22 protein-coding genes and 1 pseudogene are annotated in these 23,658 nt (G+C 71.1%); 10 read left to right on the top strand and 13 right to left on the bottom strand.

Annotated features, from left to right (window positions below; translation table 11 throughout):
• Positions 1–352 precede the first annotated feature (352 nt).
• Positions 353–1,582: a hypothetical protein gene (locus tag ABRP18_RS17920; RefSeq protein WP_349885369.1), complete on the top strand. Its 1,230-nt coding sequence runs from the start codon at positions 353–355 to the stop codon at positions 1,580–1,582.
• A gap of 74 nt (positions 1,583–1,656) precedes the next feature.
• Here ABRP18_RS17920 and ABRP18_RS17915 read toward each other — a convergent pair whose 3' ends face one another.
• Positions 1,657–2,046 carry a heavy metal-responsive transcriptional regulator gene (locus ABRP18_RS17915; RefSeq protein ID WP_017828519.1) on the bottom strand — a complete coding sequence of 130 codons (390 nt, stop codon included), beginning with the start codon at positions 2,044–2,046 and terminating at the stop codon, positions 1,657–1,659.
• A 115-nt stretch (positions 2,047–2,161) separates the two neighbouring features.
• Between ABRP18_RS17915 and merA the strand changes: the two genes are divergently transcribed.
• A complete protein-coding gene (gene merA, locus ABRP18_RS17910) occupies positions 2,162–3,586 on the top strand; it encodes a mercury(II) reductase (protein WP_349885172.1) in 1,425 nt (474 codons plus the stop codon).
• Positions 3,496–3,993, top strand: coding sequence for an organomercurial lyase (gene merB, locus ABRP18_RS17905; protein ID WP_082829205.1), 498 nt, complete (start codon positions 3,496–3,498; stop codon positions 3,991–3,993). Before merA ends, merB begins: the two co-directional genes overlap by 91 nt.
• A gap of 503 nt (positions 3,994–4,496) precedes the next feature.
• Here merB and ABRP18_RS17900 read toward each other — a convergent pair.
• From ABRP18_RS17900 to ABRP18_RS17880, 5 genes and pseudogenes are all read right to left on the bottom strand, one after another.
• The gene (locus tag ABRP18_RS17900) at positions 4,497–6,410 is read right to left on the bottom strand and encodes a cation-translocating P-type ATPase (RefSeq protein ID WP_349885171.1); all 1,914 of its coding nucleotides are present in this window, start codon (positions 6,408–6,410) and stop codon (positions 4,497–4,499) included.
• A complete protein-coding gene (locus ABRP18_RS17895; protein WP_060960787.1) occupies positions 6,407–6,766 on the bottom strand; it encodes a helix-turn-helix transcriptional regulator in 360 nt (119 codons plus the stop codon). Before ABRP18_RS17895 ends, ABRP18_RS17900 begins: the two co-directional genes overlap by 4 nt.
• A gap of 77 nt (positions 6,767–6,843) precedes the next feature.
• Positions 6,844–7,335, bottom strand: a pseudogene (locus ABRP18_RS17890) (type II glyceraldehyde-3-phosphate dehydrogenase); the annotation flags it as partial.
• A gap of 39 nt (positions 7,336–7,374) precedes the next feature.
• A complete protein-coding gene (locus ABRP18_RS17885) occupies positions 7,375–9,030 on the bottom strand; it encodes an AarF/ABC1/UbiB kinase family protein (protein ID WP_349885170.1) in 1,656 nt (551 codons plus the stop codon).
• Positions 9,030–9,617 (bottom strand): ATP-binding protein, encoded by a 588-nt coding sequence (locus tag ABRP18_RS17880; protein ID WP_349885169.1) that lies wholly within the window; start codon positions 9,615–9,617, stop codon positions 9,030–9,032. The genes ABRP18_RS17885 and ABRP18_RS17880 overlap by 1 nt, the downstream gene beginning before the upstream one ends.
• A 60-nt stretch (positions 9,618–9,677) precedes the next feature.
• Between ABRP18_RS17880 and ABRP18_RS17875 the strand changes: the two genes are divergently transcribed.
• The 6 genes from ABRP18_RS17875 (at position 9,678) to ABRP18_RS17850 (ending at position 14,489) form a co-directional block, all read left to right on the top strand.
• Positions 9,678–9,962 (top strand): metal-sensitive transcriptional regulator, encoded by a 285-nt coding sequence (locus tag ABRP18_RS17875; protein ID WP_005049572.1) that lies wholly within the window; start codon positions 9,678–9,680, stop codon positions 9,960–9,962.
• A 46-nt stretch (positions 9,963–10,008) separates the two neighbouring features.
• Complete coding sequence (locus ABRP18_RS17870; RefSeq protein ID WP_051498747.1) at positions 10,009–10,368, top strand: heavy-metal-associated domain-containing protein; 360 nt, start codon at positions 10,009–10,011, stop codon at positions 10,366–10,368.
• Positions 10,365–12,644 (top strand): cation-translocating P-type ATPase, encoded by a 2,280-nt coding sequence (locus ABRP18_RS17865; RefSeq protein WP_067165091.1) that lies wholly within the window; start codon positions 10,365–10,367, stop codon positions 12,642–12,644. Before ABRP18_RS17870 ends, ABRP18_RS17865 begins: the two co-directional genes overlap by 4 nt.
• Positions 12,645–12,669: 25 nt before the next feature.
• Positions 12,670–12,948, top strand: a complete 279-nt coding sequence (locus ABRP18_RS17860) for a YHS domain-containing protein (RefSeq protein ID WP_005049577.1) — start codon at positions 12,670–12,672, stop codon at positions 12,946–12,948.
• Between the two features lie 30 nt (positions 12,949–12,978).
• The gene (locus ABRP18_RS17855) at positions 12,979–13,596 is read left to right on the top strand and encodes a hypothetical protein (protein ID WP_067165095.1); all 618 of its coding nucleotides are present in this window, start codon (positions 12,979–12,981) and stop codon (positions 13,594–13,596) included.
• A gap of 272 nt (positions 13,597–13,868) precedes the next feature.
• Entirely contained in the window at positions 13,869–14,489 is a 621-nt protein-coding gene (locus ABRP18_RS17850; RefSeq protein ID WP_349885168.1) for an alpha/beta hydrolase, read from the top strand.
• Positions 14,490–14,517: 28 nt separating this feature from the next.
• On the opposite strand, the gene lnt is transcribed toward ABRP18_RS17850, so the two are convergent.
• The 3 genes from lnt to ABRP18_RS17835 all read right to left on the bottom strand — a co-directional run bounded on the left by lnt (position 14,518) and on the right by ABRP18_RS17835 (position 17,856).
• Positions 14,518–16,125, bottom strand: coding sequence for an apolipoprotein N-acyltransferase (gene lnt, locus ABRP18_RS17845; RefSeq protein WP_157532490.1), 1,608 nt, complete (start codon positions 16,123–16,125; stop codon positions 14,518–14,520).
• Positions 16,122–17,141, bottom strand: a complete 1,020-nt coding sequence (locus tag ABRP18_RS17840; RefSeq protein ID WP_349885167.1) for an NAD(P)-binding domain-containing protein — start codon at positions 17,139–17,141, stop codon at positions 16,122–16,124. Before ABRP18_RS17840 ends, lnt begins: the two co-directional genes overlap by 4 nt.
• Before the next feature lie 268 nt (positions 17,142–17,409).
• Positions 17,410–17,856: a hypothetical protein gene (locus tag ABRP18_RS17835; RefSeq protein WP_349885166.1), complete on the bottom strand. Its 447-nt coding sequence runs from the start codon at positions 17,854–17,856 to the stop codon at positions 17,410–17,412.
• Positions 17,857–18,280: 424 nt separating this feature from the next.
• Here ABRP18_RS17835 and ABRP18_RS17830 point away from each other — a divergent pair, with 424 nt between their 5' ends.
• Positions 18,281–20,194, top strand: coding sequence for a DUF4396 domain-containing protein (locus ABRP18_RS17830; RefSeq protein ID WP_349885165.1), 1,914 nt, complete (start codon positions 18,281–18,283; stop codon positions 20,192–20,194).
• A 183-nt stretch (positions 20,195–20,377) separates the two neighbouring features.
• On the opposite strand, the gene ABRP18_RS17825 is transcribed toward ABRP18_RS17830, so the two are convergent.
• The 4 genes from ABRP18_RS17825 to ABRP18_RS17810 all read right to left on the bottom strand — a co-directional run bounded on the left by ABRP18_RS17825 (position 20,378) and on the right by ABRP18_RS17810 (position 23,641).
• Positions 20,378–21,661 carry a hypothetical protein gene (locus ABRP18_RS17825; RefSeq protein WP_349885164.1) on the bottom strand — a complete coding sequence of 428 codons (1,284 nt, stop codon included), beginning with the start codon at positions 21,659–21,661 and terminating at the stop codon, positions 20,378–20,380.
• Between the two features lie 326 nt (positions 21,662–21,987).
• Positions 21,988–22,716 (bottom strand): cytochrome c biogenesis CcdA family protein, encoded by a 729-nt coding sequence (locus ABRP18_RS17820; RefSeq protein WP_045245724.1) that lies wholly within the window; start codon positions 22,714–22,716, stop codon positions 21,988–21,990.
• Positions 22,716–23,345 (bottom strand): TlpA disulfide reductase family protein, encoded by a 630-nt coding sequence (locus tag ABRP18_RS17815; protein ID WP_067165107.1) that lies wholly within the window; start codon positions 23,343–23,345, stop codon positions 22,716–22,718. Before ABRP18_RS17815 ends, ABRP18_RS17820 begins: the two co-directional genes overlap by 1 nt.
• 20 nt (positions 23,346–23,365) lie before the next feature.
• Positions 23,366–23,641, bottom strand: coding sequence for a hypothetical protein (locus ABRP18_RS17810; protein ID WP_067165110.1), 276 nt, complete (start codon positions 23,639–23,641; stop codon positions 23,366–23,368).
• Positions 23,642–23,658 lie beyond the last annotated feature (17 nt).

Raw genomic sequence — 23,658 nt, 5'->3', positions numbered from 1 at the left:
AGTTCAGCCCGTGCAGCGCACCGTCGATGGGCAACGGTTCTGCCGGGACTGCTGGCGAGCCGATCCGCGGTCGTTCGGCGACTGCTCGCGATGCGGGCAGAACGCCACGATTATCGTCCGTCGCCCCGCGCTCGTCTGTCTCGCGTGCTACACCGCGCCGGTCAAGATGTGCGAGCTCTGCGGGGAGCCGGGCCGCGTAGCGACGCACCTGGACGGCCGACGGGTCTGCGCCCGCTGCTACTACGCGATGCGACGCCCCCAGCCGTGCCCGGAGTGCGGGCGGAAGGTGTTCCTCACTGGCTTCATGAATGGGCACAAGGTCTGCGCCGAGTGCGCAGGAGCTCCCGTGACGATGGCATGCCCGGGATGCGGGACGATCGAAGAGGTGCGCAAGCACCGGCTATGCGTAGAGTGCCGGCGACCTATCGCCATCCAGCAACTGCTTGCTGACGACAGCGGAGAGATCCGCCCCGAGCTGCACCCGCTCGCGGAGTATCTGGTGACGCACCACGGCAGTGCGATCTCCCTCGAGCGGTGGCTGTACAAGAGCCGCTGTGCGGTCGTCCTCCGTGAGCTCGCCGATGGCACGCTGCCCCTCACCGCGGACGCGATCATGACCAGAGCGCACGCCGGCCAGTCCGTGGCATTCCTGCTCTCGCTCCTCATCCGCTCAGGCGTGCTGCCCGATTTCGACATCCAAGCGGCGAGGTTCGAGCACTGGTTCCAACGGTGGCTTCCGACCGTCCCCCATCCCGAGGACCGGCTCCTCCTACGGCGGTACTGCACCTGGGAGCTGCTGCCGTCGGGCAGATCACTCAGGGGCAGACCAGCTACGGCCGTCCGATCCGGCTCCACCTATCAGAAGGTGCGTGCGGCGCTGAAGCGGTGCGCGGCCCTCCTGCAGCAGATCCGCGCGAGCGGCGAAACGCTGACGACATACCCGCAGCGATCTCTCGACGGCTTCCTCACCGGTTCGCCCTCACAACGGGATGCCCTCGCGCCGTTCACCCGGTGGCTGCGACGGCACCGCCTGAGCCGCCTCCGGGTCGAGTTCCGCAGCCATCGCCTCGAAGGGCGCGACTACGCCGCCGACCATCGGTGGACGATGGCACGCGCGTTCATCACGCGAGACGACATGGATCCCGTGACGCGAGTCAGCGGATTGCTCGTCCTGTTCTACGGGCTCCACCTGACCCGCATCGCAGCGATCACCCGCGCACAAGTCGATACGACCGCGCGCCCCATGACGCTGACGGTCGGAACTGAACCGATCGAGCTGCCCGAAGTCCTCGCCGAAGCAATGGTCCAGCTGCTCGACGGCAACCGCTCCGACACTTGGCTCTTCCCGGGCAGGAACCCGGGCCGACCGATCACCCCCGGGCCGCTCAGCCGTCGACTCCGTCAAGAAGGACTCCTCGCCGGCAGCACTCGTGTCACCGCGCTGATGGACCTCACCCGACAACTGCATCCTCGAATCGTGTCCGACCTGCTCGGCATCACGGCGTCATCAGCTGCCGCCTGGGCACGCCTCTCCGGGGGCGAATGGTCCGACTATCCCGCGCTGCGCTCAACCTCGACCTGAGCACCAATGGCCTCCCGCTACGCTTGCGCCTCCAGTGGGACTGCCTGAATTATCGGACAGACCCCCGGGCTTGGCTACAGATAGCGGCAGACCTGATCCGAGCTGCACGTGTCGGGCTCGACGTGCTCGGCCTGGTCGCGGAGCCCGGCGAGGGTGTCGCGCAGGTCGTGGAGCTGCCTGAGCTGCTGGTCGATATCGGTGAGGCGTGCGTCGAGGAGGTCGCGGACGTGGCTGCAGGGCGCTTGGCCGTGGTCGCGGATGTGGAGGATCTGCTGGATCTGGGCGAGGGTGAGTCCAGCGGCTTGGCCGCGGTGGATGAAGTCGATTCGGGCGATGGTCTCGGCGGTGTAGTTGCGGTAGCCGCTGGGCGTGCGCCCGGCCGGCGGCAGGAGCCCCTGGTCCTCGTAGAACCGCAACGTCTTCGCCGTGGTGCCGGCCGCGTCGGCGAGCTCTCCGATCCGCATTCCCCGCCCCCCCTTTTCGCTGGTCGCAAATTTCGTGCTTGACCTTCCCCTGTGGTGGAAGGTTCATGATGAGTGTATCAGCGGGATGTTCCAAGATGTCCAGGGAGGAATAAGGATGCCATCGAGGTTTGATCTGGCCGTGATTGGGTCGGGTGGCGCGGCATTCGCCGCGGCGATCCGCGCCACCACACTGGGAAAGTCGGTGGTGATGATCGAGCGCGGCACGTTGGGCGGCACGTGCGTGAACACGGGGTGCGTTCCGTCCAAGGCGCTGCTCGCGGCCGCCGAGGCCCGCCACGTGGCCGCGGATGCGGGCTCCCGGTTCCCGGGGATCGCCGCCACCGCTGGCCCGGTAGACATGCACGGGCTGGTGGGTGGCAAGCAGGACCTGGTCGAGGCGATGCGGAGTGAGAAGTACATCGACGTGGCAGAAGCCTACGGCTGGCCGGTCCGCCAGGGCGAGGCGGCGTTCGCCGGCACGCCGGATGCGTCGGTCCTCGAGGTCACCGCCGCGGACGGCACCGTCGAAACCATCGAGGCCGCCCAGTACCTCATCGCCACAGGCTCCCGCCCGTGGGCTCCTGCCATCGAGGGGCTGGACGGCGTCGACTTTCTCACCTCGACGTCGGCGATGGAGCTGTCCGAGGTGCCTGACTCGCTGCTGGTGCTCGGCGGGGGCTATGTGGCGCTGGAGATGGCACAGTTGTTCGCCCGGCTCGGCTCGAAGGTGACTCTGCTGGTGAGGTCCCGGCTGGCGTCGAAGGAGGAGCCGGAAGTCTCCAAGGCGTTGCAGGAAATCTTCGCCGACGAGGGCATCCGAGTGGTCCGCCGCGCCATCCCCACCCGCGTCACCCGCGACCCGGGCACCGGCCAGATCGTCGCCGCGGCCGAGGTCTCGGGCGGCGTGCAGGAGTTCCGTGCCGACGAGATCCTCGTCGCGCTCGGCCGCGCCCCGGTCACCGACGGGCTCAACCTCGAGACCGTGCAAGTGAAGACCGGCGCGGCCGGAGAGGTCGTGGTCACCGACCAGTTGCAGTCCTCCAACCCTCGCGTCTGGGCGGCTGGGGATGTCACCGGGCACCCCGAGTTCGTCTACGTCGCAGCCCGGCACGGCACGTTGGTCGCCGAGAACGCCTTCACTGACGCCAGCACGTCGGTCGACTACACGCGGATGCCGCGGGTCACATTCACGAGCCCTGCCGTCGGCGCGGTCGGGATGACCGAGAAGGAGGTCATCGCGGCCGGGATCCGCTGCGACTGCCGTGTCCTGCCACTGGAGTACGTGCCCCGCGCGCTGGTGAACCGGGACACCCGCGGGTTCATCAAGATGGTCGCCAACGCGGACACCGGCGAGATCCTCGGCCTGACCGCGGTCGCCAAGGACGCCGGCGAACTCGCCGCCGCAGGTGTCCACATCCTCGGCAAGACCATCACCGAGGTCGCCGACGCGTGGGCCCCGTACCTGACCACGGCCGAAGGCATCCGGATCGTCGCCAAGGCCTTCACCACCGATGTGTCGATGCTGTCCTGCTGCGCCTGACCGCGCGCCAGACAGCGGATCCACCCCATCAGAAACTGGAGCCTCGCCCGCTCCTCGATCGGCCCGCCCGGGTCGAATCGATCTCCCCGGCCAGCGGCGACACGATCCGCGTCACCGTCGACTCGACCGCCGGTGTCACTAGCGTGGAACCGGCGACCGCGGTGGTGTCCTTGGTCAGCCCCGAGGCCATGCACTCGATTCGCTCCTCGTTCTGCAACCAGGTCCACTACTTCGCTTCCCGCGAGGACGCCGCCGGATGGCTCACGGAACACCCGATGGCCCAAATCCTCACGGTCGCCGATGCCTTCGAGGTTGGCAGCACCCTGATCACCGAGATGCTCGAGCGCCCCCGGACCGGTGCCGACGAACTGTCTGGAAGCTGCTGCGGTCCCGAGACCTGCTGCTGAGACGGCACCACGAGAGGACAGAACACCAATGCCTCCCAACCAGGACGACCAGCGAGGCGGCCGTGGCCTGCTCCTTGAGGCCGTCGCCGCACTGCTCGTGGTCGGCTGCTGCGCCCTCCTTCCACTTCTCGTCGTCGGAGGCACGATCACAGGGATCGGCACCCTCCTCCGCAACCCGTGGGTGATCACGGGCGGTGCCGCACTCCTGATCCTCGCGGTGGTTGCAAGCATCGTGATGACAGCGCGTGCCAGGCGACACCGCCGCGAAAACGACCCCGACTGCTGCCCGCCCCTTCGCCCGACCATAACGAAGACAGACCCGAGGCGAAGGGAAACCGGAACCAAATGATCATGGCCATTAGACCCCGGCATACGGCCCGCCCGATAGGCCCCTAGCCAGCAGGCAAGTCGCCGATCAACGCGCGCGAACTCTGATGTGAAATCTAAAGGTCATCCGCATGGTCCCGGATCAAGCCGTCACGCGGCGGCGACGTCCTGCGCGGTCACGTGCTTGCCTTCCGCGTCGACGCGACGCGCAGGCCGTTGAGGATCACGATCACCTCGGCGATCTCGTGCACCAGCACCACTGCCGCAAGCCCCAGGACGCCAAAGAGGGCGAGCGGGAGCAGGGCGGTGATGATCAGCAGCGACAGGATGATGTTCTGGTTGATGATGTGCCGCCCCCGACGGGCATGGGCGAACGCGCGCGGGAGAAGCCGCAGATCGTGACCGGTGAAGGCCACGTCGGCCGACTCGATCGCGGCGTCGGAGCCCGTCGCGCCCATCGCGATCCCGATGTCCGCGGCGGCCAGCGCAGGGGCGTCGTTGATGCCGTCGCCGATCATCGCGACCGGCCCCTTCGCACCGAGCTCTGCGATCGCGGCGGCCTTGTCTTCGGGGCGCAGCTCGGCGCGGACGTCATCGATCCCTGCATGCGCAGCGAGGGCGCGGGCGGTGCGGGCGTTGTCGCCGGTGAGCATGGTCACCCCGATGCCCTGGGTCGCGAGGGTGCGGACCACTTCAGGGACCTCGGGGCGCAGCTCGTCGCGGACGCCGATCGCGGCGACCGGGACGCCGCCGCGGTGGACGATCACGACTGTCATGCCCTGCTCCTCCAGCCCCGCGACCCGGTCGCCGAGGGTCCCGGCGTCGAGCCAGCGCGGGCTGCCGACGGTGATCCGCGCGCCGGCGAGCTCGCCCTCGATGCCGTGCCCGGCCTGCTCGGTCACGCCCTCCGCCGCAGGGGCATCCGGCGCTGCGGCGGTGATCGCGGCGGCGAGGGGGTGGGTGCTGTGCTGCTCCAGAGCGGCCGCCCACGCCAGCGCCTCCGCCTCGCTCACACCGTCCACGGTGAGGACGGCGGTGACGGCGGGCTCGTTGCGGGTGAGGGTGCCGGTCTTGTCGACGGCGACGTGGCGGATCACGCCGAACCGCTCGAACGCGGCACCGGACTTGATGATCACGCCGAACTTGCTCGCCGAGCCGATCGCCGCGACCACGGTCAGCGGCACGGAGATCGCCAGTGCGCAGGGCGATGCCGCGACCAGCACGACCAGGGCGCGGGTGATCCACAGCTCCGGGTCGCCGAGCAGCGAGCCGATGATCGCGACCAGGGCGGCGAGGATCAGCACGCCCGGGACGAGAGGGCGGGCGATGCGGTCGGCGAGGCGGGCGCGGTCGCCCTTCTCCGCCTGAGCCTTCTCCACGAGGTCGACGATCGTGGTCAGTGAGTTGTCGGTGCCTGCCGCGGTCGTTTCGACCTCCAGTGCCCCGGCGGTGTTGATTGCGCCGGCGGAGACGGCATCGCCGGGTTCGACCTCGACCGGGATCGACTCCCCGGTGATCGCGGACGTGTCCAGGCTGGAACGTCCCGTGCGGACGACGCCGTCGGTCGCGATCCGCTCACCCGGCCGCACCAACATCAGCTGCCCGACAGCCAGATCCTTCGCGGCGACCTCGACCGAGACGCCGTCGCGGCGGATGGTGGCGGTCTCCGGGACGAGCTTGAGCAGTGCCCGCAGCCCGCCGCGGGCACGGTCCATCGCCTTGTCCTCCAGCGCCTCGGCGATCGAGTACAGGAATGCCAGCGCTGCGGCCTCCTCGACGTAGCCGAGGATCACCGCGCCGACCGCGCTGATGGTCATCAGCAGCCCGATGCCGAGCTTGCCCTTGAAGAGGTTCCGGATCGCGCCCGGCGTGAACGTCGACGCGCCCAGCAGCAGGCCGATCCAGAACAGCACCAGCGCAGGGATCTCCATCCCGGACCACTCCAGCGCCAGACCGGTGAGGAACGCCACACCGGAGAAGACCGGGACCATGATCCCGCGGTCCCGCCACCAGGGGCGCTCCGCCTCCTCGGCCTCTTCGCCGACTGCGGTCTCAGGCTCGTCGTGCTCGCAGCCGCACGCCGCGCTCACGCGCCCGCTCCCGTCCCGCAGCAGCCCGGCACCGTGCACGAAGCGTCCATGCAGGGCGCGTGCTCGTCCACCGCGAGCGTCACGTCCACCAGCGCGGTCAGCGCCGCCGCGAGGTGCGGGTCCGCGATCTCGTAGCGCGTCTGCCGCCCTTCCGGCTCGGCGACCACGATGCCGCAGTCGCGCAGGCAGGTCAGGTGGTTCGAGACGTTCGAGCGGGTCAGCTCCAGCTCACGCGAGAGCACCGCCGGGTAGCTGGGGCCGTCGAGCAGGGTCATCAGTATCCGGGAGCGCGTCGGGTCCGCCATGGCCCGGCCGAGCCGGTTCATGACGTCGAGACGTGGAGCAATGGTCAGCATGCACTGATCATACAGTGTTGACTGAACTAATCCCAGGATGAATAGTGCACCCTGCGACATTCGGCCCTACCAGTAACCCCGCGGGCGCGCAGCAGCAGCCCGGCGTTTTCGAGCGCGCCGAGGACGCGGACGATGCTGGTGGTGTTGCAGGACACCACCCGGGTCAGGTCCCGACCGAGCGCGGTGGCGTAGTTGGCCTGGGCGACGAAGGAGTGCCCGGTGGTCGAGTGCGCTTCCCCGCCCTGCACGATCACCTTTACTCCCGCCGCCTGGTAGCGGGGCAGGTTTCCGGCGGCGACGTGCTTGGGGGTCGTATCGACGATCACGTCGCTCTGCGCGAGGAGATCGTCGAGGGTTCCCTCGGGGCGGATGCCGGTGTCCACCATGCCGCTGTGCGCGTCGGGGGTGGCGGCGAATACGGGCAGCCGCGGGACGGCGGATTGTATTCGCCAGTCGGTGACGATGTCCGCGACGCCCACCAGGTGCATGTCGGGTTGGGCGTGGACGGCGTCGGCGACCCTCTTGCCGATCACTCCGTACCCGTTGACGCCGACTCTGATCCTGTCCATCTTCGTCTCCTTTCGTGGTGTTCTTGAGCCGTGCGCGGGTCAGGGGCGGGGTCGGCGGCGCCGCAGCGTCCACAGCAGATAGCTGCCGAGGGCGCCGATCGTGCCGGTCCCGGCGCCGATCAGGACGCCTTCCCGGGAGCGCCATTTCGTGTTCCCGCCGACGAGGGTGCCGATCCCGCTGATCAGCGCGGCGGCGATCATTCCCGCGACGACACGGTTGCCGACGCGTTCGGCGCGCCCGACGAGAGGTTCCAGCTCCGTCGCGCGCAGGTGCACCTCGAACCCGCCGTCTTCGAGGAGATGCCGGAGCCGGCTCAGGGTGGCGGGCAGCTCGGTGAGCAGTGCCCCGGTGTCGGCTCCCGCGCGCGCCCATCGCCGGGCCAGAGCCGGCAGGGACAGCTGGGCGCGGGTGAGCTGCTCAGCGTAGGGCTGCAGGGCGTCGAGCATCTGGAAGTCCGGATCCAGCCGCGCCGCGGTCCCTTCGGCCATCATCAGCACTTTGAACAGCAGCGCCGTCTCCTGCGGAAGGTGCAGCTGGTGCTGCTGCAGGATGCCGAGCAGCTGCTGGAGCATGATTGCGAGGGTGATCTCCGACAGCGAACGGCCCCGGTAGCGGGCCGTGAACGCGGTGATCGCCTGCCGCAGCCCTGCCCGGTCGACGACGTCGGCGGTCCGGGAGAGTTCTATCAGGGCGGTGGTGAGGGTGTCCGGGTCGTCGCGGGTGAAGGCGAGCACGATGCCGGCGAGGCCGTCCGTGGTCTGTTCGGTGAGCTCCCCGACCATCCCGAAGTCGATCAGCGCGAGCGCGCCGTCGGGCTGCACGAACATGTTCCCGGGATGGGGGTCGGCATGGAAGAACCGGTTGTCGAACACCATCGTGAGCACGATGTCGGCACCCAGCCGCGCGAGTGCGACCCGGTCGATGCCGGCGGCGTCCAGGCCCTCCAGGTCGTCGATCCGCACCCCGCTCATCCGCTCCAGGGTCAGCACGCGCGAGGTCGTGGTCTCCCCGTGCACGCGGGGAATCCGCACCCGCGCCGCGTGGGCGAACTCCTGCGCGAACCGTTCGGCGTTGCGGGCCTCCTGCAGGTAGTCCAGCTCGGCACGCAGCGTGCGGGAGAACTCCTCCACCAGCCCGGGCAGGTCGTACTGCCGGATGGCATCCCAGCGCCGGTCGGCGCGGTCGGCGAGGTTGCGGAGAATGTCCAGGTCTTCATGCACCTGCGCGACCACGCCGGGCCGGCGCACCTTCACGACGACCTCGGTGCCGTCGTGAAGAGTTGCCGCGTACGCCTGCCCGATGGACGCCGCCGCCAGCGGCACCGGGTCGAACTGGGCGAACACGTGCTCTGGGTCGGCGCCGAGCTCTTCACGGAGCACGTCCCGAATGCCCTCCCACCGTGCCGCGGCGACGTCGTCCTGCAGTTTGGCGAACTCGGCGACCCATGCCGCGGGGAGCAGATCGTGCCGGGTGGAGAGGATCTGGCCCAGTTTCACGAACGTCGGCCCGAGCTCCTCCAACGCGACCCGCACATGCTCGGGGTTCGTGTAGGGGTCCTCCTGCCGGGCGTGTCCGAGGGCGCCGCGGTGGAACGGCACCAAGCCGCCCAGGCCCAGCACGCCGGCCAGGACGCCGAGTCCGTGCCGGCGCAGCACGGCCCCGATCTGCCGGTACCGGCTACTCCCCGCGCCCATCAGCTCACGCCCCTCTCGGCTGGAGTGCCGGCCGATGCTCGTTCGAGGATGAAGTCGACGCGCGCGTCGGGGGCGAGTGCGGGGACGGTGACGACGGGAAAGCCCAGCTCCTGGTACACCAGCCCGAGCAGGTCGTGGATGCGCCGCTGCGCGGCGGGGTCCTCGGTGCGCGCGTAGTCGGACGCCAGCGGGAGCAGGTCAAGCAGGAACACCGTCGCGTACCGGGCGCCGGCCAGCGCGCCCAGCAGGGCGGTGCCGGGGGCGAGGCCGAGGAAGCGGTAGTAGGCGAGCGAGTCCGGCGGAGCACGGTCCAGGAACACGGTCTGTTGCGGGTCGAGGGAGCGTTCCTGCTCGATCTGCATGTCGACGACGGCGCGCTGGAACTCGCTCTGCCGTGCCCGCACCTCCGCGGTGCTGCGCCCGGTGATCCGTTGCAGGTCGATGTAGTGGCGGGCGTGCTCGATTGTGGTCGTGTACCCGCGGCCCCGCAGCAGGTTGACCGTGGTGGTCTTGCCCGAGCTGGGACCGCCCGTCACGACGTGCCAACGGGTGGTCTGTGCGGGCCGCGGCTCCTGGATGCCGGTCATGACCTCACCCTACACCCTGTACCCCTACAGGGTATGGTAGATTGTGGGTGGAGGTGCGAGATGGCACACGGGTATGTGGACAACAAGCCGGCGCTGCTGGCGCGGCTGAGCCGCGCGGAGGGTCAGGTGCGCGGGATCGCGCGGATGATCGACGAGGACGTGTACTGCATCGACGTGCTGACCCAGGTGTCGGCGGCGACGAAGGCGCTGGAGTCCGTCGCGCTGTCGCTGCTGGAAGACCACCTCGCGCATTGCGTCGCGCAGGCGACCGCCGAAGGCGGCCCGCTCGCGGAGGAGAAGCTCCGCGAGGCGAACGCCGCGATCGCGCGCCTCGTGCGCTCCTAACGTCGTCCCCACTCACATCGTTCAACGCTCTTGAAGGGAGCACATCATGACCGGACAGGGATTCCAGGACCTCGGCCTGCAGGCGACCAGCACCGGCGGTGGCTGCGCCTGTTGCAGCCCCACCTCCCACGCCACGGCAGCCACCGACACCGGCGCGCCGGCGCAGCAGACGGCGGCGGGCGAGACCGTGTCGGCGCAGTTCCTGGTGGAGGGGATGACCTGCGCGCACTGCGTGCGTAGCGTCACCGAGGAGGTCTCCGCGATCGACGGTGTCTCCGACGTCGCGGTCGATCTGCACGCCGGTGGCGTGTCCACGGTGACGGTGTCCAGCGCGACGCCGGTGGATGCGGAGCGGGTGCGGGCGGCGGTGGAGGAGGCCGGGTACAGCCTCGCCGCAGCCTCATGAGCACGCTGGACGTCGATCTCGACATCACCGGGATGACCTGCGCGTCGTGCGCGACGCGGGTCGAGCGGAAGCTGAACAAGCTGCCCGGAGTGGAGGCGACGGTCAACTTCGCCACCGAGAAGGCCCGCGTGCACTCGGAGGCCCCGGTGCCGGTGGAGGAGCTGATCGCGGCGGTCGAGCAGGCGGGGTACGGAGCGAGCCTCCCAGCCCCGCCTGTGCCCGACACGGCTGAGCAGACCATCCCGCGGGACGATGAGCTGGCGTCGCTGCGGCAGCGGCTGATCGTCTCGGCGGTGCTGGCGGTGCCGGTCGCGGTGCTGTCGATGATCCCCGCCCTGCAGTTCACCTACTGGCAGTGGCTCACGCTCACCCTGGCCGCGCCGGTGGTGGTGTGGGGGGCGTGGCCGTTCCACCGCGCCGCGGCGATCAATGCCCGGCACGGGGCGGCGACGATGGACACTCTGATCAGCGTCGGGGTGCTGGCCGCGTTCGGCTGGTCGCTGTACGCGCTGTTCTTCGGCGGTGCGGGGATGCCGGGAATGCGGATGAGCGTCACCTTCGTCGGCACCCCGCAGGCCGGTGGCCACGAGGTGTACCTGGAGGTCGCCGCGCTGGTGACCGTGTTCATCCTCCTCGGCCGCTACCTCGAGGTTCGTGCCAAGCGGCAGTCCGGCGAGGCCCTGCGCGCCCTGCTGGAGCTCGGCGCCAAGGACGCAGTGATCCTCCGCGAAGGCACTGAGCAGCGCGTCCCCGTCGCACAGCTCGTTCCGGGTGATGTCGTGGTGGTGCGGCCGGGTGAGAAGATCCCCGCCGACGGCCTCGTCACCGAGGGAATGTCCGCGGTGGACGAGTCGATGCTGACCGGCGAGTCCGTGCCGGTCGAAGTCGCCCCCGGCTCCCGCGTGGTCGGCGCGACTGTGAACACCGGCGGGCGCCTGCTCGTGCAGATCACCCGCGTCGGCGCCGACACCGAGCTGGCCCGGATGGCGCGGCTGGTCGAGGAGGCGCAGACCGGCAAGGCCCAGGTGCAGCGCCTCGCCGACCGGGTGTCGGCCGTCTTCGTCCCCATCGTCATCGTCCTCGCCCTGGCCGCGTTCGCCGGGTGGCTGATCGCGGGGGCGCCCTTGGAGGTCGCCTTCACCGCCGCGGTGACCACCCTGATCATCGCCTGCCCGTGCGCGCTGGGGCTGGCGACGCCGACCGCTCTGCTGGTCGGCACCGGCCGCGGCGCCCAGCTGGGCATCCTCATCCGCGGACCCCAGGTGCTCGAGCAGACCCGCCGCATCGACACCGTCGTGCTCGACAAGACCGGCACCATCACCGCCGGCACCATGACCGTCACCGGCATCCACCCCGCTCCCGGCACCGATGAGGCGGAGCTGATCCGGTTCGCCGCGGCGCTCGAGCACGGCTCCGAGCACCCCATCGGCCGCGCCATCACCGCCGCAGCCGACGGCCCGACGGATGCCGTGGAGTCATTCGCCGCCGAGGCCGGTCAAGGCGTGCAGGGCATCGTCGACGGCCGCCTGGTCGCCGCCGGCCGCGCCTCCTGGATCACCACCCAATGGGCGCTCCCCATCCCCTCAGGCCTCGCCGCGACCATCGCGGCGGACGAGGCGGCGGGGGCGACGGTGACGGTGGTGGCGTGGGACGGGCAGGTGCGCGGGGCGATCAGCGTCGCCGACACCATCAAACCCACCAGCCGTGAGGCGGTCGCACGGCTCCGGGAGCTCGGGTTGACCCCGATCCTGCTCACCGGCGACAACCCCGGCGCCGCCCGCGCGATCGCCAACCAGGCCGGGATCGAGGACGTCCGCGCCGGGGTCACCCCGCAGGGCAAGCTCGACACCATCCGCGACCTGCAGGCCGCGGGCCGGGTGGTCGCGATGGTCGGCGACGGCGTCAACGACGCCGCAGCCCTCGCCGCCGCCGACCTCGGGATCGCGATGGGCACCGGCACCGACGCGGCCATCACCGCCGCGGACCTGACCATCGTCTCCGGCGACCTGATGCTGGTCCCGGACGCGATCCGGCTGGCCCGCCGCACCCTGGGCACGATCAAGGGGAACCTGTTCTGGGCGTTCGCGTACAACGTCGCCGCGATCCCGGTCGCGATGCTCGCCCTGCTCAACCCCATCCTCGCCGCCGCGGCAATGGCGTTCAGCAGCGTGTTCGTCGTCACCAACAGCCTCCGCCTGCGCCGCTTCCGCCCCCTGCCCACCCCGACCCGTGCCGGCGCCCCCGCCACCCGAGAGCCCGCGCCCGTCCAGGCCTAACCATCGCTCGAGAAGGAGACACACCATGTCCCACGACCACGACCACTCCGGGCACGACCACACGCACGGGCACGACCATGGAGGACACGAGCATGGTGCGCACGAGCATCACCATCACGAGCCGCCGGCGGGGGCGACGAACCTGGTGACCTGTCCGGTGATGCCCGGCAACCAGGTCGACCCGGCCTGGGCCGAGCAGCGCGGCCTGTTCCGCGACTACCAGGGCAGCCGGTACTGGTTCTGCTGCGCCGAGTGCGGGCCGCTGTTCGACGCCGACCCGGCCCGCTACGCGCACGCCGCCTGACCGGCCAGATAACCCGGTCGGAGATAGAGGGTGGACACGGCGGTCGCGCTGGTGCAGGCGTACCTGCGGGTCAACGGCTACTTCACCGTCGCCGAATACCCCGTGCTGGACGCCACCGGTCCCGGCGGTCCCCGCACCATCACCGACCTGGACATCCTCGCCGTACGGCTGCACCGCGCACCGGGAGCGTCCGGGACCGTCGACGCACCGCTGGACCCGGCCCTGGGTGCCGGGGGCGGAGCGGACATGATCGTCGGCGAGGTCAAGGAAGGCCGCCCGCACCCCAACCCGGCGATGCGGGACCCGGCCGTGCTGGAAGCCGCGTTCACCCGGTTCGGGTGCTGCGCCCCGACCGATGCCGCCCGGCTGGTCGCCGAACTGCTGGGAACGGGACGGACGGTGGCGCCGGAAGGGCGCACGATCCGCACGGTCGTGTTCGGCAACCCCACCTCCCCGCCCGGGGCGGGGGCGCCGTGGCACACCGTCCCGTTCGCCCGGGTGCTGCGCTATCTCGAAGACCACCTGAGCGCGCACTGGGGCATCCTCGGCCGCACCCAGATCAAGGACGACACCCTCGCCCTGCTGGCCCTGCGGGAGAAGGCCCACCGCGCCGCGACCGGCGCCTCCCGCCAGGGCACGGACCGGTAGGGCGGGTCATGGCGGGGGAGCGTGTGCACACGCAGGGGGAGCCGGTGTGGGTGCGCACCCGTGGCGGGCGCGCACCCTATGCGATGGTGCTGCCGGGCCCCGCCGGGGCCCCGGGTGCCGACGGTGGTGTTCGAGGCGGGATCGGCGGCGACCCGCTCCACCTGGGCGTCGGTGCAGACCCGGGTCGCCGCGTTCACGCGGGCCGTGGTGTATGACCGGGCGGGGCTGGGTCGGTCCGTCCCGGATAGTGCACAGGGCGCACCCTGGACCGGATGGCCGACGACCTGAACGATCTGCTGGACGGCCTCGAGCCGAGCAGCGGGTTCGTGCAGGTGGGGCATTCCGCGGGCGGCCCGGTGGTGCGGCTGGCCGCGTCCCGCCGCCCGGACCGGGTGGCCGGGCTGGTGCTGGTGGATCCGACCGATGAGGCAGCGGACCTCCTGTTCGGTATGCGGTTCCGGGTCGGGGAGAAGATCGTGATCGCCGTGGAGTGGGTGCTGGCCCGGGTGGGGATGCTGGAGCGGTTCTTCCGGTTCCTCGGGGAGGGGATGCCCGAGGATGTGCGGGCCGATCTTCACCGGGAGGCGTTCCGGCCCGCGGTGGTGGTCACCCAGGGTCGGCAAGCGCGCACCTTCCTCACCGAGCTGCACGCCTGGCAGGGCGACCCGCCGGCGCTGCCCGATGTCCCGGTCACCGTCATCTCCGGCAGTCTCGCGGACGGGATGCCGCGACGGGTCCGGGATGCCGCGACCGCCGCCGGGCGGTATCGGGCCGCACAGTCCCGGCAGGGCCGGCACGTGGTCGCTGCCCGCTCCGGCCACTACATCCCCGCCACAGAACCAGATCTGATCGCTGCGGAGATCCGCCGCCTCGTCCTCCCACCCGCAGGATAACCCCGGGTTGTCTGGCGGGCATGCCTAGTCAGGCCACAGCAGGGGTGCGCCGCCGCCAGGCGATCGCGCCGGTGAGGGCGAGACCACCCAGTCCACCCCACAAGGTGACAGCGGAGACGCCTTGCCCGATGAGGACGGCGGGGGTGATGCCGGTGCGCAGGTCGGTGTCGGCGATCAGCGCCCCGGCCTGTCCGGCGGGCAGACCGGTGAGGGTGCTGCCGTCGGGGCGGATGATCTGGCTGGTGCCGACGGTGGAGACGTTCACCACGGTACGGCCGGTCTCCACCGCGCGGATTCTGGCGACCGCGAGCTGCTGCAGGTTCTCGTCCGTGCCGCGGAAGTCGGCGTTGTTGGTCTGGAACACCAGCAGCTCCGCACCGGCGGTGATGCTCTCGGCGATGACCTCGTCGTAGATCACGTCGAAGCAGATCGCCAACCCCACCGGCACACCGCCGACGGTGACCAGCGGCACGTCCGTGCCGTGCGCGTAGTCGCGTTGCAGCAGCCCGACCAGGTCGGGGGCGAGCAGGGTGTAGAACGCCCGGTCGGGCACGTACTCGCCGAACGGCACCGGGTGGCGTTTCGCGTGCGTCTGCACCTGCTCCCGCTGCGGCGTGGCACCGGTGGTGGCCGGGTCCCACAGGAACGACGTGTTGTAGATGTTGCCGCCCGCCGTGGTGGCCGCGTTCGCCAGCAGCGGGGCACCTGCCCGGGTGCTGATGCCGGTGAGATACTCGGCCAGCCACGGGGTCTGGAACGGGTCAGCATCCAGCCCTTCCGGCCACACCACCAGATCCACATCCGCGTCGAGCACCGGGCCGGTCGCGTCCCCCTGCGCCCGGGCGATCGCCCCCACGGTGCGCTGGTCGAAGTACCCGGACGGGCCGTTGCCTTGCACCGCCCCGACCCGCATCGTCCCGGCCGGTGTGGTGGGAAACGCCGGGACCAGGACCAGCATCAGGGTGGTGACGGCGGGTACGGCGGCGGGGAACGGGCGACGCCACCGGCCGGTCCGGATGGCTTCGATCGCGGCGGCGACGGTGAAGACCATCAGGAAGGTGAGCCCGCTCACCCCGACCCAGGACACCGTCTGAACGAGGGGGCTGTCGGCTTGGGTGATCCCGAGCCGCGCCCACGGCAGCCCCCCGTACGGCCAGGCGCCCAGCAGCACCTCCCGGCCCGTCCACAACGCGGCCACCAGGCCCGGCAGCAGGAGCAGGCGTCCGACCGGGCCGGGGGCGGCGCGCGGCACCCACCGGTAGGCGAGTGCCAGCGGGATGATCCCGACCGCGGTCAGGGTCCCTTCCACCACGGTCAGTGCCGCCCACGGCACCGGCCCGAGATACCGGGTCGTCCAGGACACCAGCAGCCCGAAGAACAGCAACCCGAACACCGCCCCGACCGCCACCGCCCCCCACACGCTCCGGCCGATCAGGGCGAGAAGCAGCAGCCCGGTCGCGGCGAACGCGGCCGGCCAGAATCCCACCTCCGGGTAGGCGAGATCCATCAGCACCGCCGCGGCTGCCGCGACCGGCAACGCCATCGCCAATGGCATCACCGCCCGGGCGCGGCGGTTCGGCGGGGTGGGTTGGGGGCGTCCGTGCGGGTCCTGGAGGGTCGTCGGGGTGGCGGTCATGGCCGGTCCGCGATGGTGCGGGCGATTACGGCGGCGTCCCGGGACACCCCGGCGAGGGTGTCCGCTCCGGGGCGGCTGTGGGCGGGGATCCCGGCGACGAACAAGCCCGGCAGCCCGGTCATCGCCGGGCGGGACCGGGCTGCGGTCGCCTCGGCGGGGAGCCAGTCCTCGCCGGGGTCGTACCCGGTGGCGAGGATTACCGAGTCCGGGGCGAGGGTGCTGCCATCGGCGAACGTGACCTGCCCGCCGTCCGCGCCGGTCACCGCCGGGGCGACCGCCACACCCGCGTGACGCAGCGCATGGTAGCTGTCGCCGAACACCGGCTGCACGGCGGGTGGGTGACCCAGCCAGGACGAGCCTGCCCGGGCGTGGACGGGGAAGGTACGGGCGGGTCGGTGCGGGCGCCGGGTGCGGACCGCGAGGGTGACCTCGTGGGAGGTGGATAGCTCTCGCGCCAGCTGCACGCCGCTGTTTCCGCCGCCGACGATCAGCACCCGCCCGGTGGGCACCTGCCGGGGGAATTGGTAGTGGGCGCTGTGCAGCACCACCCCGGGCACCCGCAGCTGCTGCGCCCACGCAGGGATGCGGGGGTGGGTGGCGGCGCCGGTCGCGCACACCACGTTGCGGGTCTGCACGTCGCCCTCTGCGGTCTGCAGCTGCAGCACCGACCCGTGACCGACGCGTTCCACCCCGACCACACGCAACCCCCAGAACGGGTCCACCCCCAGGGTGTGCTGCACCTGGTCCAGGTAGTTCGCGATCTCATCCGCCCGCGGGTGCTCGTGCGGGTCCACCGGTAGAGGCCGGACTGGCAGCGTGCTGTGGCGGGCGTCGGATAGCAGCCGCATCGAATGCCACCGGGACGCCCAACTGCGTTGCCGGTCCGTGGCGGCGTCGACGACCACGAACTCCTGCTGCGGCCGGAACCCCAACCCGATCAGCGCGGCGGCCACCGCGAGCCCGGCCTGCCCGGCCCCGACGATGATCGCCCGCCGATGCGTCAACCCCGACCGCATCACCACCCCCTCCCCGCAGAAGAGGGCCGGGGCGGGAACGGACGGAGGATGATCGCGCCGGCGCCGCGGCGGGACGGGGCCGGACGGGGCCGAGCGGGGCCGGGTGGGCGGCGGTGACCGGCCGCAGCCGTCGGCACCGGACCGGCGAAGGGGGCCGCCGTGATACGGGTCGTCAAGACATTCTCCAAACCTAGAAATCGGCATCACACAGCGCCCGCACACGGGCGGGCGGGAAGACGCCGCCCATGGGTGGGCGGCATGCCGGATCTCAGGTTCGGGAAATCGACAACAGCAGCAGTGAGGGCGCGGCCGGACGCCGCGACACGGGCACCGGCACCAGCAGCGGCGCGCGCACCGGACGGGATACCCGCAGTATCCGCAGCCGGCCCTGGAGCCGGGAAGCCGTCACGGCCGCCAGTACCAGCAGCGTGCACACCACCCCGATCAGGCACCCCCACGCCCCGGACGCATCGACGGACACCCCCGCAGAGGGCGACGCCGTCCGGCCCTCCACCGGTGCCCCCGAGTCTGGGGTAGAGCCGGTCGCGACGGGGGAGCCCGCACTGGTGTCGGCGTGCGCGTCAGCCGTGGTGTGGGAGGTGGTCCAGCCGCCGATGATGAGCACAAGTGCCAGGCCCAGGATGGTCAGCAGCCGCCCCGACCACCACCCCGCCGCGATGACCCGGTCGGGCCGGGATCGGGGGTCGCGGGGCATAGTCCCTCACTGTACCAATCCGACCTTTGCGTCTCCCGGATCTCGCCCGGCCGCAGGCCTTCCACGCCTTCGCCGACAGAGCAGCCACATCGCGTCCACCGGCACGTCGTTCTCGATTATCGGCGAACGACGTCCGTCTCCTGAGCGGAAGGATCAGTGCCCTCGGGGTGCCGTGGTGTCGGTCAAGGCGGGCAGCAGGATCGCCGTGACGCCGTCGGGGTCGAGTCTGCCGGTGCGGACTTCTTCGGCGGCGCCGTTGAGGACGGCACGGGTCGCTGAACTCCGCCGCGATCGTCTCGGCTGCGTCAGGTTCGCCCCACCGGGCACGTGCACCCGTCGGCACCCGAGGCGGCGCCGATTGAAAGAATACCTATAGGGGGTATAAGGTGTGGGGGAGTCGTGTGCGAGGGAGAGGCGGGCGAGGTTGATTCAACCGATCGACTATTTCCTGGTCGCCTGGTTCGTGCTGGTCGCGATCAGCACGATCTGGGTCGGGGTGGACCAGTTCCGTCACAACCCGGAGCCGGCGGTGATGAAGTGGGGCTTCATCCTGGTCACCCTCTACCTGGGGCCGATCGGGGCGCTGCTGTATGTGCTCGCGGACAAGGAGCCACGGCCGGGAGAGCATGAGGAGTTCACCCGGCCGCTGTGGAAGCAGGGCATCGGCTCGACCATCCACTGCGTCGCGGGCGATGCCACCGGCATCATCGTCGCCGCCGTCGTCGTCGCGTCGCTGGGCCTGCCGATGTGGCTGGATCTGATCATCGAGTACGCCGCCGGGTTCGCGTTCGGGTTGTTCGTGTTCCAGGCCCTGTTCATGAAGAACATGATGGGCGGCAGCTACTGGCAGAACGTGCGCCGCTCGTTCCTGCCCGAGTTCATCAGCATGAACTTGATGATGGCGGGCATGGCGCCGGTGATGTCGCTGCTGATGATGGGCCGCGACATGCGGGCCATGCTGCCCACCGAGTTGCTGTTCTGGGCGGTGATGAGTTTCGGGATCGCGGTCGGGTTCGTGCTCGCTTACCCCGTGAACGTGTGGATGGTGAAGAAGGGCCTCAAGCACGGTCTGATGACCGTCCGCCCCCAGCCCGCCACCCACCCCCAGGAGCATGACGCGCACGCGCAGCACAGCCCGCGGCCGGAGGCGCACGCCGGCCACGACCAGGCGGCGGGCGGTGCGTCGTCGCCGGGGTCGGGGCATGAGGCTCACCAGCCTTCTGGCGCCGGAGCGGTGACCGTGCCGCAGCTGACCGTGGTCGGCGCGTTCTCCGCGATCGCGCTCGTGGTCGGGATGGTCGCCCCCGCGAACGCCGTCAACATGACTCTCAGCGCGCACGACGTCGGTGGGCTGATCATGCCGCCCGGGATGATCATGACCCGTGACACCCCCGCCGAGGCGATGCGGGACATGGCCGCCGTCGACCCGCGGGCCGCGACCGCCGCGTACGACGTGGACACCCGCGGTGATGAGGTGCTGGAACCTGCCCGCGTCGAGGACGGGGTGAGGGTGTTCGAGCTGACCGTGTCGCAGATCCGCTGGGAGATCCTCCCCGGCGTCACCGTCGACGCGTACGCGTACAACGGGCAGATCCCGGGGCCTCGGCTGCAGGTCACCCAGGGCGACCGGATCCGCATCGACGTGACCAACGAGCTCGACGAGTCCACGACCGTGCACTGGCACGGCCTGGACGTGCCCAACGAGATGGACGGGCCCGCCGGGATCACCCAGGATCCCATCCAACCCGGCGACACCTACCGGTACGAGTACACGGTGAAGCAGTGGGGCACGTTCTTCTACCACTCCCACGATCACGCCGACCGGCAGCAGGCCCTCGGCCTGTACGGGGCGCTGATCATCGACCCCGCCGACCCTGGCCTGCGGCCGCCTGCCGATCGCGAGTACACGATCCAGCTGCAGGAGTGGCTGTCCCGGGAGGGGCTGACCTATCCGGCGATGCCGATGGAAGGGGGCATGCCGAACTACTTCACCATCAACGGGAAGGCGTACCCGGCCACCGAGACCATCGACATGAAGGTGGGCGAGACCCTCCGGGTGCGGTTCATCGGCTCGAACACCAACGACATCCACCCGATGCACATCCACGGCGGCCCGTTCACCGTCGTCGCCCGCGACGGGGCGGCCCTCACCACGGCGCAGCAGTTCCAGGCCGACACGATCAACGTCGGGCCGGGACAACGCTACGACGTGCTCTGGAACGCGCTCGAGCCCGGCCAGTGGCTCATCCACTGCCACATCAACCACCACACCACCAACAACAACGTCGAAACCGACGGCGCTGGCGGCCTGACCATGATCATCAACGTCACCGAATAACCCCACGAACCGAAGAACCGCCGCCGTTGTGGTCGCCGTTGCCGCGTCGAGTCACGTCCGCGCCCTCCGGCAGCACAGCAGGCGGATGCCAGGGGTGCCCAGCTCATCGTGCCCGACCGTTTCGGTTGCCGGAGGCCGAGATCGCCCGCCCGCCCGCAACGGGGCGCGGTGACCTCGCCGTGGTCAGGTGGTCGCGGGAGGGAGGACGCGTCGGCGGCGGGCGACGGTGACGGCCGCGGCGACCGTGAGCGCCGCCGAGACGGCGAGGAGCACGGCGCCGAGGAGGATCTGCCCCGGTGGCGGGGTGGCGGCAGTGACGGGCTGGTAGAGGTTGCGCTGCTGGCTCTGCGGGCCGGTGAGTTGCTGACCGACCGGCACCCACACCTCGAGGGTGCGTTCGCCGGTGGCGAACTGGGCGTACACGAACCACAGCCCCGGTGACGGCAGCGCCAGTTCCCCGGTGAAGGTGCCGGGAGGCGGGGTGCCGGGTTGCGCGCGCAGCGGCGCGGTGAGGTCCTCTCCGGCGCGGCGGGCGACCAACCGGGTCGGGGTGAGGTCGGTGTCGTCGGTGAGGCGGATGCCGGTGATGGTGACGGTCAGCTGCCCGGTGCCGTCGCCGGTGACTGTCATCTGTGCGGTGCCGTAGGCGGTGCCCTGGCCGGGGTCGTGCGCCTGCGCGGGTGGCGGCGGGGCGAGGGCGACCAGCAGAAGGGTGAGGGCCGCGGCCGCGGCCCCGGATCGGAGTCGAGTCCCCGGCCGCACGGTGAGGGCGATCATGCTGACGATGATCACCGTGGTGGTGCCGACGGCGGACCAGGCGACGGGGGTGGGTGGGACGCTGCTGATCCCGGTCCCGGAGGCCAGCAGTTGCAGGGTGGTCACGGCGAGGGCGGCCACCGGCCACCGCCACAGGGGGACGGGCAAGGCCAGCAGGAAGAGCCCGGCCACCGCGACCGGCAGGTCGGGGGCGAGCCACCCCGCGCTGGTGAGCAGCACCCACAGCACCACCCGGAACACCAGGTACCCGGCGACGACGAGGACGATGCGGGTGCGGCCGGGGACCAGGGCGGTGATCACCCATGCCGCGCCGGGCGTGGTCGCCAGCAGCAGCGGCAGGTACAGGGTCTCGGTGAACTGGGGCACGTCGGTGTCGTATTCCATCACGATGATCAGTGCCGCCCCCAGCACGCCTGCGGCCAGGGCGATCCGCGGCGGAGCGGGCACGAGCCGGTCGGTGCCGGTGAGCAGGCCGATCAGCACGCACAGGGTGCCGATCACCGATAGCAGGTGCGGGGGCGACCAGAGCACCGCGTCACGCCCGAACGCGGTGTGCCAGAACGCGTCGGCGGGCGCGGCCGCCGCGGTCGCGCCCGCCGCGGCGACCGCGAGGGCGAACCCGGGAGTGCGGAACACGGCGGCCACGGAGGGGGTGGCGGCCAGCCGCCGCCACCCCCACCCGGCGATCAAGACCCCGACGGTGAGGATCGACGCATACAGCAGCAGGTGCGGGGGGATGAAGGTGCTGTCCCGGCCGAGGGTGGTGTGCCAGGAGTCGTCCCAGTACGCCGACCCGACCCCGGCGGCCGCGGCGGCGGCAGCGACTCAGACGCCCCCTCCCCCCAGCGCCGGGGAGCCGCGGGCCGGGTCCGGCTCGGACGGGATGGGGGCGCGGTCACGGGTGCCGTGCGGTCGCATGGTCTGTCCTTTCTCTGATGCGGAGGGAGCCGGTCGCTGCGGTCGGCGTTGCCGGGCGGCGTGCCCGCCCGGGGTGCCCGTCCTGGCGGTCGGTCGTGTTAGAGGGGGAGCACGGTGGCTCCGATGAGGTTCTGGATGCTGGAGATGAGGAGTGACCAGGCTCCGCTGATCATCGCGATGCCGGTGGCGATCATGAGGACCCCGCCGGTGATGTTGATGGTGCGGATGTGGCGGCGCAGGAACGCGATGCTTCCGGTAGCCCAGTTCAGGCCGGCCGCAGCGGCGATGAAGGGCAGCCCCAGACCGAGGCAGTAGGTGACGGCGAGGAGGGCGCCGCGGGCGGGGTTGCCGGTGGTGAGGCTGAGGGCGGAGATCGCGGCGAGGGTGGGGCCCAGGCACGGGGTCCAGCCGAGCCCGAACGCGATGCCGAGCAGGGGAGCTCCGGCCAGCCCGCTGGGTGGGTGGATGGCGGGTTTCGCGGTGCGTTGGAAGAGCCGGAACACGCCGAGGAACACGAGCCCCATCAGCAGGACCACGATCCCGAGGATGCGGGTGAGGAGATCTTGCCAGCGGATGAGCCAGGCCCCCAGGGCGCCGAACGCGGCCCCGTAGCCGATGAACAGGACGGAGAAGCCGAGGGTGAACAGCCCGGTCCCGGCCAGCGCCCGCCACCGGGAGACCCCCGCGGTGGTGGTGGTGCCGGTGAGGTAGCCGAGGTAGCCGGGCACGAGGGGGAGCACGCAGGGGGAGGCGAAGGACACCAGCCCGGCGAGGAGGGCTAGGGGGAGGGCGGCCCAGATGCTGCCGGCGGTGATGATCTCCCCCATCAGGGGCTCGTCTCGGCGAGGACGGTGTCGATGAGGGCGGCGAGGGTGGTGCGGGTGGGGAGTTGCCCGATGATGCGGGCGGCCATCCGACCGGTGCGGTCCAGGACGATGGTGGTGGGCACGGCGCCGGGGGCGGCTTTCCCGGCGAACGCTGCTTGCACGGTGCCGGTGGTGGCGTCCAGGATCGACGGGTAGGTGATGCCGAACTGGTTCTCGAACGCGGCGGCGGTGTCGGCGCTGTCGCGCACGTTGACGCCGATGAACACGACACCGTCGGGCTGGTAGGTCTGGGCGAGGGCTTCCAGGTCCGGCGCTTCGGCACGGCAGGGCGGGCAGGCGGCGTACCAGAAGTTCACCACGACGACCGAGCCCGCCCACGCGGTGGAATCCGCCTGCTCCCCGGTGTCGGTGGTGCCGGTGAAGGCGACCGGGTCGTCACGCCGGTCGGCGGGGATCTCCCGCACGGTCTCGTCCGCGGACAGATACCCCGGGGACGGGGAGGAAGACAACAGGCCGGGCGTCTGGGCGGTGCACCCGGCCAGGAGCAGGGCGAGCACGCCGAGCACGGCGACCGCGGCGGCGGTGACGGCGCGGCGGGGTGGGCGTGTCAGGGCGGTGGGGGTGCGCATGCGGGGATCACTCCGGTCGGTCAGGTGTTCGTGCTCTTGCTGCTGGGGCGGCGGCGGCCGGCGAGGATCGCGCCGGTGATCAGCAGCAGCGCCCCGGTCGGGTACCCGGCGACCAGGTCGAGCCAGCCGGGGGGCTGGCCGGGGCCGAACACTTCCAGGTGCGCGAGCCAGTGGATGATCGCGACGATCGCGCCGGCGGCCATCAGGGCCTGGCCGACCCGGACGAGCAGTCGGTGTCGCCGCCAGGCGCGTTGCGGGTCCTCAGCCGGGGCGGGTCGGGGGGTGGTGCGGGTCATGAGCGGGGTCCTTTCGC

Origin of the sequence: Microbacterium sp. WHRI 7836 (assembly GCF_040223885.2) — a bacterium.
GTDB lineage: Bacteria > Actinomycetota > Actinomycetes > Actinomycetales > Microbacteriaceae > Microbacterium > Microbacterium oxydans.
The sequence above is the reverse complement of the archived record's forward strand: the minus strand, read 5'-3'. Positions and strand labels throughout refer to the sequence as shown.

What these genes read in the sequence shown, in the direction of transcription:
- ABRP18_RS17810 (WP_067165110.1), bottom strand. Translation starts at nt 23,641, where the DNA reads ATGACCCGCACCACCCCCCGACCCGCCCCGGCTGAGGACCCGCAACGC.
- ABRP18_RS17850 (WP_349885168.1), top strand. Translation starts at nt 13,869, where the DNA reads ATGGCCGACGACCTGAACGATCTGCTGGACGGCCTCGAGCCGAGCAGC.
- ABRP18_RS17820 (WP_045245724.1), bottom strand. Translation starts at nt 22,716, where the DNA reads ATGGGGGAGATCATCACCGCCGGCAGCATCTGGGCCGCCCTCCCCCTA.
- ABRP18_RS17870 (WP_051498747.1), top strand. Translation starts at nt 10,009, where the DNA reads ATGACCGGACAGGGATTCCAGGACCTCGGCCTGCAGGCGACCAGCACC.
- ABRP18_RS17835 (WP_349885166.1), bottom strand. Translation starts at nt 17,856, where the DNA reads ATGCCCCGCGACCCCCGATCCCGGCCCGACCGGGTCATCGCGGCGGGG.
- merA (WP_349885172.1), top strand. Translation starts at nt 2,162, where the DNA reads ATGCCATCGAGGTTTGATCTGGCCGTGATTGGGTCGGGTGGCGCGGCA.
- lnt (WP_157532490.1), bottom strand. Translation starts at nt 16,125, where the DNA reads ATGACCGCCACCCCGACGACCCTCCAGGACCCGCACGGACGCCCCCAA.
- ABRP18_RS17920 (WP_349885369.1), top strand. Translation starts at nt 353, where the DNA reads ATGGCATGCCCGGGATGCGGGACGATCGAAGAGGTGCGCAAGCACCGG.
- ABRP18_RS17915 (WP_017828519.1), bottom strand. Translation starts at nt 2,046, where the DNA reads ATGCGGATCGGAGAGCTCGCCGACGCGGCCGGCACCACGGCGAAGACG.
- ABRP18_RS17895 (WP_060960787.1), bottom strand. Translation starts at nt 6,766, where the DNA reads ATGCTGACCATTGCTCCACGTCTCGACGTCATGAACCGGCTCGGCCGG.
- ABRP18_RS17865 (WP_067165091.1), top strand. Translation starts at nt 10,365, where the DNA reads ATGAGCACGCTGGACGTCGATCTCGACATCACCGGGATGACCTGCGCG.
- ABRP18_RS17880 (WP_349885169.1), bottom strand. Translation starts at nt 9,617, where the DNA reads ATGACCGGCATCCAGGAGCCGCGGCCCGCACAGACCACCCGTTGGCAC.
- ABRP18_RS17840 (WP_349885167.1), bottom strand. Translation starts at nt 17,141, where the DNA reads ATGCGGTCGGGGTTGACGCATCGGCGGGCGATCATCGTCGGGGCCGGG.
- ABRP18_RS17815 (WP_067165107.1), bottom strand. Translation starts at nt 23,345, where the DNA reads ATGCGCACCCCCACCGCCCTGACACGCCCACCCCGCCGCGCCGTCACC.
- ABRP18_RS17860 (WP_005049577.1), top strand. Translation starts at nt 12,670, where the DNA reads ATGTCCCACGACCACGACCACTCCGGGCACGACCACACGCACGGGCAC.
- ABRP18_RS17885 (WP_349885170.1), bottom strand. Translation starts at nt 9,030, where the DNA reads ATGGGCGCGGGGAGTAGCCGGTACCGGCAGATCGGGGCCGTGCTGCGC.
- ABRP18_RS17875 (WP_005049572.1), top strand. Translation starts at nt 9,678, where the DNA reads ATGGCACACGGGTATGTGGACAACAAGCCGGCGCTGCTGGCGCGGCTG.